Annotated in this window: 10 protein-coding genes; 6 read left to right on the top strand and 4 right to left on the bottom strand. The window is 75.9% G+C overall.

Annotated elements, in window-relative coordinates; genetic code table 11:
• Window positions 1-26: 26 nt before the first annotated feature.
• Both ACIRS1_RS15090 and ACIRS1_RS15085 read right to left on the bottom strand, forming a co-directional pair.
• Window positions 27-716, bottom strand: a complete 690-nt coding sequence (locus tag ACIRS1_RS15090) for a DUF6461 domain-containing protein (RefSeq protein ID WP_402839528.1) — start codon at window positions 714-716, stop codon at window positions 27-29.
• A gap of 274 nt (window positions 717-990) precedes the next feature.
• Complete coding sequence (locus ACIRS1_RS15085) at window positions 991-2,427, bottom strand: purine-cytosine permease family protein (RefSeq protein ID WP_402839526.1); 1,437 nt, start codon at window positions 2,425-2,427, stop codon at window positions 991-993.
• A gap of 73 nt (window positions 2,428-2,500) precedes the next feature.
• On the opposite strand from ACIRS1_RS15085, the gene ACIRS1_RS15080 reads away from it, so the two are divergent.
• The 3 genes from ACIRS1_RS15080 to ACIRS1_RS15070 all read left to right on the top strand — a co-directional run bounded on the left by ACIRS1_RS15080 (window position 2,501) and on the right by ACIRS1_RS15070 (window position 7,064).
• The gene (locus ACIRS1_RS15080) at window positions 2,501-3,196 is read left to right on the top strand and encodes a TetR/AcrR family transcriptional regulator (RefSeq protein ID WP_402839524.1); all 696 of its coding nucleotides are present in this window, start codon (window positions 2,501-2,503) and stop codon (window positions 3,194-3,196) included.
• Window positions 3,197-3,279: 83 nt separating this feature from the next.
• On the top strand, window positions 3,280-4,956 hold the full coding sequence (locus ACIRS1_RS15075) for an amidohydrolase (protein WP_402839523.1): 1,677 nt from the start codon (window positions 3,280-3,282) through the stop codon (window positions 4,954-4,956).
• A gap of 122 nt (window positions 4,957-5,078) precedes the next feature.
• Window positions 5,079-7,064 (top strand): acyl-CoA dehydrogenase, encoded by a 1,986-nt coding sequence (locus ACIRS1_RS15070; protein WP_402839521.1) that lies wholly within the window; start codon window positions 5,079-5,081, stop codon window positions 7,062-7,064.
• 149 nt (window positions 7,065-7,213) lie between these two features.
• On the opposite strand, the gene ACIRS1_RS15065 is transcribed toward ACIRS1_RS15070, so the two are convergent.
• Window positions 7,214-7,678, bottom strand: coding sequence for a MarR family winged helix-turn-helix transcriptional regulator (locus ACIRS1_RS15065; RefSeq protein WP_402839519.1), 465 nt, complete (start codon window positions 7,676-7,678; stop codon window positions 7,214-7,216).
• Window positions 7,679-7,796: 118 nt separating this feature from the next.
• Between ACIRS1_RS15065 and ACIRS1_RS15060 the strand changes: the two genes are divergently transcribed.
• The 3 genes from ACIRS1_RS15060 (at window position 7,797) to ACIRS1_RS15050 (ending at window position 11,149) form a co-directional block, all read left to right on the top strand.
• Window positions 7,797-9,149, top strand: a complete 1,353-nt coding sequence (locus tag ACIRS1_RS15060) for an aldehyde dehydrogenase family protein (protein WP_402839517.1) — start codon at window positions 7,797-7,799, stop codon at window positions 9,147-9,149.
• 142 nt (window positions 9,150-9,291) lie between these two features.
• Window positions 9,292-10,050: a maleylpyruvate isomerase family mycothiol-dependent enzyme gene (locus ACIRS1_RS15055; protein WP_402839515.1), complete on the top strand. Its 759-nt coding sequence runs from the start codon at window positions 9,292-9,294 to the stop codon at window positions 10,048-10,050.
• Between the two features lie 178 nt (window positions 10,051-10,228).
• Complete coding sequence (locus ACIRS1_RS15050) at window positions 10,229-11,149, top strand: immunity 49 family protein (RefSeq protein WP_402839513.1); 921 nt, start codon at window positions 10,229-10,231, stop codon at window positions 11,147-11,149.
• Window positions 11,150-11,623: 474 nt separating this feature from the next.
• Here ACIRS1_RS15050 and ACIRS1_RS15045 read toward each other — a convergent pair whose 3' ends face one another.
• The gene (locus ACIRS1_RS15045; protein WP_402839511.1) at window positions 11,624-12,151 is read right to left on the bottom strand and encodes an NAD(P)-binding domain-containing protein; all 528 of its coding nucleotides are present in this window, start codon (window positions 12,149-12,151) and stop codon (window positions 11,624-11,626) included.
• Between the last annotated feature and the right edge of the window lie 123 nt (window positions 12,152-12,274).

Raw genomic sequence — 12,274 nt, 5'->3', positions numbered from 1 at the left:
TGCCGGGACGGACGCCCGGCGGGCGCTCAGCGGGCCTGCAGCTCCAGCCCCGGCGTGCCGCGCACGGCGTACGCCGGCAGCCGGAGGTCACCGAGGACGGCCCGGGGCAGGGTGAGGCCGAAGCGGCGCTCGACGGCGCCGAGGGCGCGCCGCCGGACGGCCTCGTGCGCTTCGCCCACCGGGCCCCGGTACGTCACCCCGTCGGCTTCGAGCACGCCCGCGGCGACCAGGTCGGGCAGCAGCAGATCGGGCTCCCGGCCCCAGCGCCAGCGTTCCTCCGCGAGGCCGAAGCCGCAGAGCACGGCGCCGTCGCGGGCGTAGTCGAGCAGCGCCGGCGGGTGCTCGGGCATCGGGCGGAAGTGGACCACCTCGGCGCCGTCGCAGGCTATCTCCGTCAGCCGCTCGCCGCCGGTGGAGTCGCCGTACTCGACCGCGAAGGACCAGCCGCCGGCCTCCCCGACCCGGATCACGCCGTCGCCGTCGTCGCTCGGGCGGTAGACCTCGATGTCGAGCTCCCACACCTCGGTGCCGCTGATCGGCCCGGTGGCGGCGGCCGGATCGGCACCCATCCGGCGGGCGAGCTCCTGCGGCGGGATGCCCCGGGCGAACACCACGCCGTCGAGGGACCCGCCGGCGTCGGCGAGCCATCTGATGCCGTCACCGCCCCCCACCCCGGCCCCGGCCCCGAGCCCGGCCCCGGCGGTACCGTTCGTCATGAACGCCCCCTCCCCTGGCGCCGATCCGCCGTGGACCGGGCTGCCGGTCGGCACCCTAACCGACCGCACTGACACCCGGCGGGCGTTCGGCGGACGGCCGGGGAGGGAACGGACCACCGACGGGCGGGAGAGCCGTCGGCCGGGAGGGCCCGCCCCCCGTGCGAGCCGACAGCCGACCCCGTCGGACCTCCCGTCGAGACCTCCCGTCCGGACCTCCCCGGCCGGCCCCCCACCCGGGCTTCCCCGGCCGCACCCCCCGGGCGGACCTCCCCCGTCAGACCTCCCGCCGCGCCGCCGGGCGACGCATCAGCACCGCGTACACGGCCGCCGCGACGACCATGCCGACCGGCAGGGCCAGGTCGACGCCGAACAGCGCCGCCACCGGCCCGGTGTAGAGGGTGTCGACGCACAGCGCGGCGCAGGCCACCCCGGCACCGAGGGCCAGCGCGCCGGCGGGGTTGACGCCCGCCCGGTACCAGAAGGCGCTCCCCGGGGACTCGTCGCCGAGGGCGCGGCCGTCGTAGCGGTTGCGGCGCAGCAGGATGTCGACGGCGTAGACCGCGGTGCTGGGGCCGAGCAGGACGACGGTCAGCTGGAGCACGTTGCTGACGGTGTCGAGGAAGTTGGAGACCAGCAGCGCGTACAGGGTGAGGCTGACCGCGACGGCACCGTCGACGAGCACGCTGACGGTGCGCTTGATGCGGATGCCGACGGCCTGCAGCGCGAGGCCCGCGCTGTAGGCGGTGAGGGCGTTGACGGCGATGGTGCCGACGACGAGGGCGAGCAGGAAGACCGGGTTGAACCAGCTGGGCAGGATCTGCTGGAGCGCGGCCTGCGGGTCCGTCATGTCGACGACGGTGGCGGCGAGCACGCCCAGGCCGCCGACGAGGACGCTGGGCAGGAAGCCGCCGAGGGCGGTCCAGCCGAGGACGGCGCGCGGGGAGGTGGTGTGCGGCAGGTACCGGGAGAAGTCGGCGCTGGTGGTGTAGGACAGCGGGCCGGAGGCGATCAGGGTGACGCCGGCCAGGACGGCGGCCCACAGGTGGCTGCCGGAGAGCGGCTCGGCGGGCGCGTAGCCGTAGTCGGCGCGCCGCAGGACCACGTACCCGACGACCGCGAAGGCGGCGGCGAGGGCGAGGGTGATCGGCAGGTAGAGCCGGACGATCGCGGCGTGCCCGTAGACGCTGATGGCGAGGGTGACCACGACGATGGCGACCACGATGGCGACCTTGACCGGGGTGGTCGGGGTGAGTCCGGCCTGCTCCGCGAGGGAGAACGCGGCGACGGCGGCCGCGGCGAGGTTGAGCGCGAAGTAGCAGACGGAGATCATCCAGCCGGTGACCGCGTTGTTGACGCGGTTGCCGATGACGCCGTACATGGCGCGGGTGATCACCTCGCTGGGTGCGCCGGCGGCCGGTCCGGGGACGGCGAGCAGCCCGGTACCGAGCCAGAAGAGGTTGCCGACGACGACCACGGCGAAGGCCTGGAGGAGGTCGAGGCCGGCCAGGACGAGGGCGCCGCCGACCACCAGGTTGAGGTAGTTGACGTTGGCCGCGGCCCAGACGGAGAAGAGTTCGCGGGCGCGGCCGCGCCGTTCGTCCTCGGGGATGTGGTCGATGCCGTGGACCTCGACCCGACCGGCCTTCTCCGGCTGGAGCGGTGCGGCCGACCGGGTGTCGGAGTGGGGGTGGTCCGGGAGCGTGGACGCCATGTGGGGGCCTTCCGTGGGGGGTGTCGTGCCCACCTGCTTGCTTATTGGTCGCACACTCAATAGCATCCGGCACATGACGTCAAGCGTTCAGCGCAAACGGGTCCGCAAATCCCCCGACGACCGGCGGGCGGAGATCGTCGGGGCCGCCGCCACCGTCGCCCTCACCGAGGGCCTGGAGTGCATCACGCTGCGCCGGATCGCCGAGCAGCTCGACGTCCGCCCCGGGCTGATCAGCCACTACTTCCCCGCCGTCGAGGACCTCGTCGCCGAGGCCTTCGGCAGCGCCGCCACCGCCGAACTCGAGACCCTGCTGCCCGCCGACCCCCACGACGGGTCGCCGCTGCGCCACCTCGCCCGGTTCTTCGCCCACGCCACCGGGCCGGCCTACGACGACATGAGCCGGCTCTGGCTCAACGCCCGCCACCTCAGCCGCTACCGGCCCGTCCTGTCCGAGCGGGTCCTCGCCCAGGAGGCCCTCTGGCGCGGCCGGCTGAGCGGCGTCATCGAGACGGGCGTGCGGCAGGGCGAGTTCCGCACCGAGGACGCCGACGTGACGGCCCTCCAGATCCTGGTGGTGATCGACGGCCTGGCCGGGCACGCCAACACCGGGCTCGGCGGCCACCCGGCCGCCGTCATCGGCCTCGCGGCCAGCACCGCCGAGCGCGAACTCGGCCTGCCCCCGGGCATCCTCGCCGCCCCTCCCGCCGAGGCACCGGACGCCCCCGCCACCCCTCCGGACACCCCCGCCGCCCCTCCCGCCGAGGCGTAGAACCCGCCGGCGGGCCCGCACCGGATCCGCCGGACCCGCCCCGGGCCCCTTCTCCCCCACCCCGCAGCCCCGTTGGAGCCGCCGTGCGCACCTCCCTCGCCCTCCTCTCCGCCCGTCTGCTCGACCCCGCGACCGGCGGATTCCTCCCGCAGACCGCGCTGGCCGTCGCGGACGGCCGGATCACCGCCCTCGGCGACGACCGGGAGATCCGCGAACTCGCCGACGCCGCCACCACGGTGATCGACCTGAAGGGCGCCGTGGTCACCCCCGGCCTGGTCGACGGACACCTGCACCCCGTCACCGGTGCCGAACTCACCCACGGCCTCGACCTCTCCGGCTGCACCGACCTCTCCGACGTCCGCGCCGCCCTCGCCGCGGGGGTGCGCGCCCTCGCCCCCGGGGCCTGGCTGCACGCCTGGGGCCTGGACCCCAACGTCTTCGGCGACCGGCCGGTGGAGTCCGCGGCGCTCGCCCCCGTCCTCGACGGCGTCCCGGCCCTGCTCCAACTCTTCGACGCCCACTCCATGCTGGCCAGCCCGCGCGCCCTGGAACTCGCCGGCGTCGACGGCCCCCGCCGCTTCGACCAGGCCGCCGAGGTGGTCTGCGACCCGGCCGGCCGCCCCACCGGGCTCCTGCTGGAGGACGCCGCCTGCGAGCTCGTCGAGCGCGCCGCTCCGCAGCCCACCCGCGCGGAGCGCCGCGACCGCCTCGCCGCCGCGCTCTCCGCGATGGCCGCCGCCGGCCTCACCGGCGGCCACGCGATGGACGCCAACGGCGACAGCCTCGAGCTGTACGCCGAACTCGACGAGGCCGGCGACCTCCCGCTGCGGCTGCGGGTCGCGCCCTGGTGCCAGCCGGGCGTGGACCCGGACGGGCTGCGCGCGCTGATCGAGCAGCAGCGCCGGGGCGGCCGGCTCTGGCGGGTGGACGGCGTCAAGCTGTTCATGGACGGCACCATCGACAACGGCACGGCCTGGCTGGAACGCCCGGACTGCCACGGCGAGTCCACCCACGCGTTCTGGCCCGACCCGGCCGAGTACACCCGCGTCATCGCGGAACTGCACCGCGCGGGGGTGCCCACCGCGACCCACGCCATCGGCGACGCGGCCGTCCGTCACGCGCTGGACGCGATCGCCGGGGCCGCGGACGGAACGACGGGCGAGGCGGCCGGCGGGACGGCGGGCAGGGCGGCCGGGGCTCCCGGCGGCGACCGTGCCGTCCGGCACCGGATCGAGCACATCGAGACCGTCCCGGACGACACCGTCCGCCGGTTCGCCGAGCTGGGCGTGATCGCCTCCATGCAGCCCACCCACTGCTGCGACTTCACCCGGGCCGACCACACCGACAACTGGTCCCGCCGCCTCGGCGAGGAGCGCGCCGACCGCGCCTGGCGCTGCCGCGACCTCTGGGACGCGGGCGCCACCGTCGTCCTCGGTTCGGACTGGCCGATCGCCCCCTACCCGCCGCTCGGCGTCATGGCCGGCGCCCGTCACCGCCGGCCGAGCCGCGACCTCGCCCAGCCCCCGCACAACCCCGGCCAGGCGCTCACCGCGCTGGAGGCGCTGCGGGCGATGACCGTCAACGCCGCGCACGCCGCCGGCGAGGAGCAGCGGGCCGGCCGGATCGCCGTGGGCCGGCGCGCCGACCTCACCGTGCTGGCCGCCGACCCGCTGACCACCCCGGCCACCGCGTTGCCTGGGGTCCCCGTCCTGCTCACCCTCCTCGACGGCCGCCCCACCCACCGCGCCGACTCGCTCTGATCCCGGCGCCGCCGTCCGGCCCCCGGAGCCGGACGGCGGCGGTGTCGAACAGCAGTGACGAACCGCCGGTGATCTTGATCACAAAGCCGTTACCCGGCCGCCTCCCGGTCAATGGCCCGTACATGACCTTGATCAGCGACACCCTGCCGATCCCCGCCCCGACCACCCCGGCGGGACCCTCCACCCAGGCCGGGACGGACGGTCCGGCCGGCCCGTCCGTCCCGGATGCCGCGACCGCCCCCACCGTCACGACCACGACGACCGCCGACCTCACCCGTCTCCTCTTCGGCCCCGACCGCGACCGGGTGCACTCCCCCTGGCGCGCGCTGGCCACCGACCCGGCCATGCACCGCCGCACCGAGGCCGGCACCGAGGAGCAACTCGCCGCCTCCTACCGACGGTTGCACCGGATCAACGCCGGCACCGACGCCGCCGGACTGGCCACCGACCCGCGGCTGCTGACCGCCCTGCACGAGTGGACGGCCCCGCTCGACGGAGCACTCACCGTCCTGGCCGGCATCCACTACAACCTCTTCCTCGGCTCCCTCCTCGACCACGACCCGGCGCCGAAGCGCCCCCTCGACGAGTACCTCCGGATGGAGCGGATCGGCACCTTCCTCTGCACCGAGCTCGGCCACGGCAACGACGCCGCCGCGCTGGAGACCGTCGCCGACTACGACCCCACCGACCGCACCTTCACCCTCCACACCCCCGTCCCGGCGGCAGCGAAGTTCATGCCGAACACCGGCCCGGCCGGCGGCCCGAAGTCGGCCGTGGTCGCCGCACGGCTGCGGGTCGACGGCCGCGACCACGGGATCTTCCTGTTCCTCGTCCCGCTCACCGATCAGCGCGGCACCCTGCCCGGGGTGACGGTCCGCCCGCTGCCGCTGCGCCCGGGCAGCCCGGTCGACCACTGCCTGACCTCCTTCGACCGGGTCCGGCTCCCGTTCGAGGCCCTGCTCACCGGCGACCACGGGCGGCTCTCCGACGACGGCACGCTGACCAGCGCGCTCGGCAGCAAGCGGAAACGGTTCCTCACCGCGATCTCCCGGGTGGGCCTCGGAAAGCTGTGCATGAGCGCCAGCGCGGTCGGCGGTGCCCGGGCGGCCCTCGCCACCGCGATCCGCTACGCCCACCACCGCGAGGTCACCGGTGCACGACCGGATCGCCGGGTGCCCGTCTGGGCGCACCGCACCCACCACGGGCCCCTGCTGGAGGCGCTCGCCACCGGCTACGCGATGACCGCGCTGCACCGTGCCACCGTGGAGCACTGGGCCGGCGACCACGGCACCCGGCCCGTGACCGCCGACCGCGAGGCCGTCGACCGCGAGCCGGCCGACCCCGGGGCGGCCGGCGCTGGAAGGGTCGACCGTGCGCACGCCGAACGCCGCGTCGCCATCACCAAGGGCTGGATCACCTGGCAGGCCCGCGACCTGATCATCGAGTGCCGCGAGCGCTGCGGCGCCCAGGGGCTGCTCCCCGTCAACGGCCTGATCCCCCTCGCGGCGGACATCGAGGGCGCCATCACCGCCGAGGGCGACAACCTCGCCCTCTGGGCCAAGGCCGGCGCCGAACTGATCCTGGAGAGCGCGCCCGAACCGCCCGCCGCGGCCCCCGCGCACCCCGGCGACCTCCGCGACCCGGCCACCCGCCAGGCCCTGCTGCACGCCGTCGGCGGGCACCGGCTGGCCCGCGCCCGGGCCCGGCTCCGCGGGGCGCCCGCCGGCGACGGCCTCCGGCGGTGGAACGCGGCCGCGCCGGACGCCCTGGCGGCGGTGACCGCGCGGGCCGAGCACGACGCCGGCGCCGCCCTGCTGGCCTGGGCCGGGGCCGCACGGGACCCGCAGGCCCGCGCACTGCTCCTCGACCTGCACCGCCTGTTCACCCTGAGCCGGATCGAGGCCCACGGGACGCTGCTGCTGGCCACCGGCGAACTGGCCCCGGACCGGGCCGACGGACTGGCCGCTCTACGGGAGCGCTCCATCGACCGGCTGGCCGGGCACGCGCTCGTCCTGGTGGACGCCTTCGACCTGCCCGAGGCCTTCTTCGCCCACCGCCCCATCGCCACGCCGGCCTACCAGCAGGCGTTCACCACCCGGACGGCCTGAGCCCCCGGCCCGAGCCCACCGCGACGACCGGCCCGCCCACGACCGGGGCCGCACCGGGCGGTCCACACAGCAGCGCCTCCCGCCCGGCTTCCCGTCCCGACCCGGACGGGAGGCCGCGGGCGGGAGGCCGGGCGCCGATCCGCCGGGGGCTACCCGGGCAGGGCCCGGTACGCCGCGGAGGTCGTCTCCGGGAAGGCCCGGTCCAGCAGGGAGCGCAGGGCGCCCCGGTCCTCGGCGGTGAGCTCCTCGAGGGCGGTGAGGCCGGACATCAGGTCGGCGCGGATCAGCCGGACGGTCCGCTCTCCGTGCTCGGTCAGCGCGATGTTCTTGACCCGGCGGTCGGAGGGGTCGGGCTCCCGGAGCACCAGGTCGCGGGCCTCCAGGCGGTCGACGATCCCGGTGACGTTGGAGGCGTCGCAGGAGAGCAGTCCGGCGAGGCCGCGCATGGAGCGCGGGCGGGTCAGCAGGCTGAGCGTCTTGCCCTGCATCAGGGTCAGCCCGTGCCCGGCCGCGGCGGCGGCGAAGTGGCGGTAGTAGGCCGCGGCGACCCGGGCGAGCTGCTCGATCAGTTCGATCGGCGTGGCGGTCCGGTCCGGCCGGGGGTTCTCGTGCACGGTGTCGAGCATAGGCAGATTGCTTGACATCCTCAACCATCGAGGTCTACGGTCCAACAATGCTTGAGGTCATAAACCATCGACGACCTCAAGACACTCGGAAGGACCGCGAGCCCCCATGACCCACACCCCCGCCACCCCGGACACCGCCCCCGACGCCCCCGGCACCGCCGGCGTCCCCGCCACCGTCGCCCGGCTGCGCGCCACCTTCGACACCGGCCGGACCAAGCCGCTCGCCTGGCGACTGGCCCAGCTGGCGGCGCTGCGCGCGCTGCTCACCGAGCGGTCCGAGGAGCTCCTGCAGGCCCTGCACGCCGACCTCGGCAAGGGCACCGCCGAGGCCTACCGCACCGAGGTCGGCTTCACCCTGAACGAGCTCGACCACACCGTCGCCCACCTGGAGCAGTGGCTGCGGCCCAAGCCCGCCGAGGTGCCCGAGGTCTTCCGGCCCGCCGCGGCCCGCGTGGTGCGCGACCCGCTCGGCGTCGTGCTGATCATCGCGCCGTGGAACTACCCGCTGCAGCTGGCGCTGGCCCCGCTGGTGGGCGCGCTGGCCGCCGGGAACGCGGCCGTCGTCAAGCCCAGTGAGCTCGCCCCCGCGACCTCCGCCGCCATCGCCCGGCTGCTGCCGCGCTACCTCGACCCGGAGGCCGTCGCCGTCGTCGAGGGAGCCGTCCCGGAGACCACCGCCCTGCTGGAACAGCGCTTCGACCACATCTTCTACACCGGCAACGGCGCGGTCGGCCGGATCGTGATGACGGCCGCCGCCCGGCACCTGACCCCGGTCACCCTGGAACTCGGCGGCAAGAGCCCCGTCGTGGTCGAACCCGGCGTCGACCTGGCCGTCACCGCGCAGCGGATCGCCCGGGGCAAGTTCCTCAACGCCGGTCAGACCTGCGTCGCCCCCGACTACGTCCTCGCCGTCGGCGACACCGCGGCCGAGCTGGAGGCGCGCCTGGCCGAGGCCGTCCGCGAGCTGTTCGGCGAGGACCCGGCCGCCGACCCCGGCTACGGCCGCATCGTCAACGAGCGCCACTTCGACCGGCTCACCGCGCTGCTCGGCGACGGGCGGACCGTCACCGGCGGCACCCACGACCGCGCGAGCCGCTACCTCGCCCCGACCGTGCTCGCCGACGTCGACCCCGAGGCCCCGGCGATGCGGGCGGAGATCTTCGGCCCGATCCTGCCGATCGTCGCCGTGCCCGACCTCGACGCGGCCATCGCCTTCGTCAACGAGCGCGACAAGCCCCTCGCCCTCTACGCCTTCACCGCGTCGGAGCGCACCAAGGAGCGGCTCACCGAGGAGACCTCCTCCGGCGCGCTCACCTTCGGCCTGCCGGTCTCCCACCTCGCCATGCCGGAGCTGCCGTTCGGCGGGGTCGGCGAGAGCGGCATGGGCCGGTACCACGGCGAGTACTCGATCGACACCTTCAGCCACGCCAAGGCCGTCGTCGACAAGCCGCTGGACTGACCGTCCGACGGGCCGGCCCGTCGCCCCCGAGCCCGGCCGGCACCGGCCGGGACCCGCGGCCCGGCCGACGCCCGTCGGCACGCGTCCACCCCGAGCCCGTCCACCCCACACCCATCCACCCCCGTACCCGAGCGAGCACCCCATGACCACCATCGACCACGGCGCCGCCGTCGCCGCGGAGACCACCCGCCTCGTCGCCGTCCTCCGGGACGCCGACCCGGACACCCCGGTGCCCGGCTGCCCCGGCTGGACGCTGACCGACCTCGCCCGCCACACCGGCAGCGTGCAGCGCTGGTTCACCGTGCTGCTGCGCGGCCGGGTCCAGGAGCCGCCCCGCAGCCGCGAGGTCGACCTGCGGCTGCCCGAACGGCCGGACGGCTACCCGGCCTGGCTCGCCGAGGCCTCGGCCGAGGCCGCCGAGGCGTTCGCCGAACTCGACCTCGACGCGCCGATGTGGGCCTGGGGCGCCGACCAGCACGCCCGCTTCTGGGTGCGGCGGATGCTGTTCGAGACCCTCGTGCACCGCGCCGACGCCGAACTCGCGCTCGGCCGCACCCCCGACCTCGACCCGGTGCTCGCCGCCGACGGGGTGGACGAGTTCCTCACCAACCTGCCCTTCGCGGCCCTCTTCGCGCCGCGGACCGCCGAACTGCGCGGCTCCGACCGCACCCTGCGCTTCACCCGGACCGACGGCGAGGGCGACTGGCTGGTCCGCCTGCGACCGGACGGCTTCGGGCTCGACCCGGACGGCGCCGGAGTCACGGCCGACGCGACCGTCCGCGCCGGCGCGGCCGACCTCCTACTCCTCCTCTACGGCCGGCTCGACCGCACCTCCCCGCGGATCGGCGTCCGGGGGGACGACGCACTGCTCGCGCACTGGTTCACCCACTCCGCGTTCTGAGCCCCCGCGTTCCGCAGCTCAGCGCCCTGATCCCTGGAGCGGCCGGGCGGGCGTGACGCCCCCCGCCCGGCCCCCGCTCCACCGCCCACCCCTCACCCGCACGGGTGAGCGACCGTCAGTCGTCGCTGCTAGCGTGCCGTTCCGTCAGCAGACGATCGAGGAAGGACGGTAGCGGCTCGTGAACGTGGCGCGCCACCAGCTTGTGCAGGAGCGGATCACCGAGGCGGCGGAGGGCGTCAGCGGGCGGGTGCTCGACCACTGGTACACCCTCCGCTACGGCCGTCTCGCGATCGGGACGGTCCGGGAGATGGGCGAGGTGCTCCTCGACCACCTCGGCGCACTCAGCCTGGAGGAGGGCGCCCTCGGCGGCGCCCGCGCCGGTGCCGCCCTCGACACGGCGGCCGAGTGCTTCCACGGCGTGCTCAGCCTCGGCTGCTTCCCCCGGGGGGACTTCGAGGTGCCCTTCCCCCTCATCGACGAGACGCTCTCCAGCGAGGAGCTCCGCTTCGACACCATCGACTTCGCCCCCACCGCCGCCACCTGGGTCGACGCCTTCGCGCTGGTCGTGATCAGCGGCCAGATCGGGGAGCGGCGCCGGATGCTCGGCCCGCTGCTGAAGGACGACTACGCGCCCTCCGTCCGCAAGGGCCTGCCCTGGTCCGACATCCACTCGACCTCCGAACCGGCCGAGCTCGCCGAGATGGACGCGCTCTGCGACTACCTCGACGTGGTGGAGACGGCCGTCTCCCCCTGGGTCGCACCCGGCCCGCTGCCGCTGCGCAAGCCGGACGCCGCCGAACGGGGCGCCGCTGCCGCGGCCCTGGACGCCGCCGGCGCACTGACGCCCGACCAGCGCCTGCTGCGCGTCCTGCTCGACGACGACCAGCCCGCCTTCGAGCGCGCCCTGGTCGCACGCCTGGACCTGCACCGGGAGACGACACCCGAGACGGCCCCCGCCCGCAGCCTCCTCCCGGTCGGCCCGATCACCCTGGCGGCCCTGGCCGTCCAGGCCCACGGTTGGCAGCTCGGAGTCTCCTCCGGCTACCTCCCGGCGGCACTGATACGCCCCCAGGCGGCCCAGGAGCCCCAGCAGGCCTGAAGCATGACCGGTCCCGGGCCCGATCCTCGGTGGCAGCGGTGCGCGGCCGACGGCACGAGGGGCCGAAGCCGCGCGCCCGAAGGCGATGACGGGACGGTCGGCACGGTGGCGAATCAGCCGTGGACGGGGCCTCACCGGGGCCGCTTGGCGGCGAAGGCACCGGTGCCGCGGCGGGGCCGGTCGGGCTCGCTCAGGTGCCGGCGGCCGCGCGGACGTCGCGCCGGCGGTGACGCGCAAGGGCATCCGGGGCAGGGCGGCGATGAACTCGCCCAGGCGTCGGCTGGGCGGGGGGCGGGGCGCGGCGAGCAGTCCACCGGAGTGTCCACCGGGCAGTCCACCAGGCGAAACATCCCACCCTTTGACCGGCGGTGTGCCTACCATCCATCGGCCTGCTCCCCGGACGGATCGGCGGTCACCCCGTCCGCTACCCGGTCTCCTGGTGAGCCCCGGCGCCCCGGAACCGGCGCACGGGGCTCAGCGCCGGGAGCCGCCCACCGCCGACACCGGCACCTCCACCACCGGCGTGCCGGCACGGACGACGGGCGCGATCGCCCCGAGGACCGGATCGCAGAAGGCGCGGGCGTCGGCGGCCGCCGGGCCGACCGCCAGCAGGTCCCCGTGCTCGCCGATGAGCGGGGTGTGCTGGTAGGTGAGCGCATGGGAGCGGGCGAGGGCGCGGAACTCCTCGTTCGTCGCGGCGGCCGCCGGGGCCAGGTTGAGCCACCAGGCGCCGGACGCCACGGCGCCGAGCGCACCGGCACGGCGGTCCGTCAGCAGCGCTCGGAGGTCGTCGGGGTCCTCGACGCAGGTCAGCAGCGCTCGTGCCCCGGCCGCGGCCCCCGCGGGCGTCGGGTTCGCGCGGGGGCCGCGGCCGGGGCGGGCGGATCCGGCCGCGCCGGCTTCGGCGGTGCCCCAGGTGCGCACCACGTAGCCGGCCGCGGCGAGTCTGCCCGCGACCCGGACGGCGTTGGCGTTCGATCCGAGGACGGCGACGGCGATCACGTGTCTTCTCCCGTGGTGCGAGGCGGTGGTCCGGCGCTGCACCGCCCGGAGCGGCCGCGCGGCGGAGGTGTCGCCAGTGAACCGCGTCCGGGTAAACGAACGATCAACGCCGGGCCCGTCGCC

The sequence above is a fragment of the Kitasatospora sp. NPDC101176 genome, from assembly GCF_044768035.1.
Lineage (GTDB): Bacteria > Actinomycetota > Actinomycetes > Streptomycetales > Streptomycetaceae > Kitasatospora.
The sequence above is the reverse complement of the archived record's forward strand: the minus strand, read 5'-3'. Positions and strand labels throughout refer to the sequence as shown.

What these genes read in the sequence shown, in the direction of transcription:
- ACIRS1_RS15055 (WP_402839515.1), top strand. Translation starts at nt 9,292, where the DNA reads ATGACCACCATCGACCACGGCGCCGCCGTCGCCGCGGAGACCACCCGC.
- ACIRS1_RS15080 (WP_402839524.1), top strand. Translation starts at nt 2,501, where the DNA reads ATGACGTCAAGCGTTCAGCGCAAACGGGTCCGCAAATCCCCCGACGAC.
- ACIRS1_RS15070 (WP_402839521.1), top strand. Translation starts at nt 5,079, where the DNA reads ATGACCTTGATCAGCGACACCCTGCCGATCCCCGCCCCGACCACCCCG.
- ACIRS1_RS15090 (WP_402839528.1), bottom strand. Translation starts at nt 716, where the DNA reads ATGACGAACGGTACCGCCGGGGCCGGGCTCGGGGCCGGGGCCGGGGTG.
- ACIRS1_RS15060 (WP_402839517.1), top strand. Translation starts at nt 7,797, where the DNA reads ATGACCCACACCCCCGCCACCCCGGACACCGCCCCCGACGCCCCCGGC.
- ACIRS1_RS15085 (WP_402839526.1), bottom strand. Translation starts at nt 2,427, where the DNA reads ATGGCGTCCACGCTCCCGGACCACCCCCACTCCGACACCCGGTCGGCC.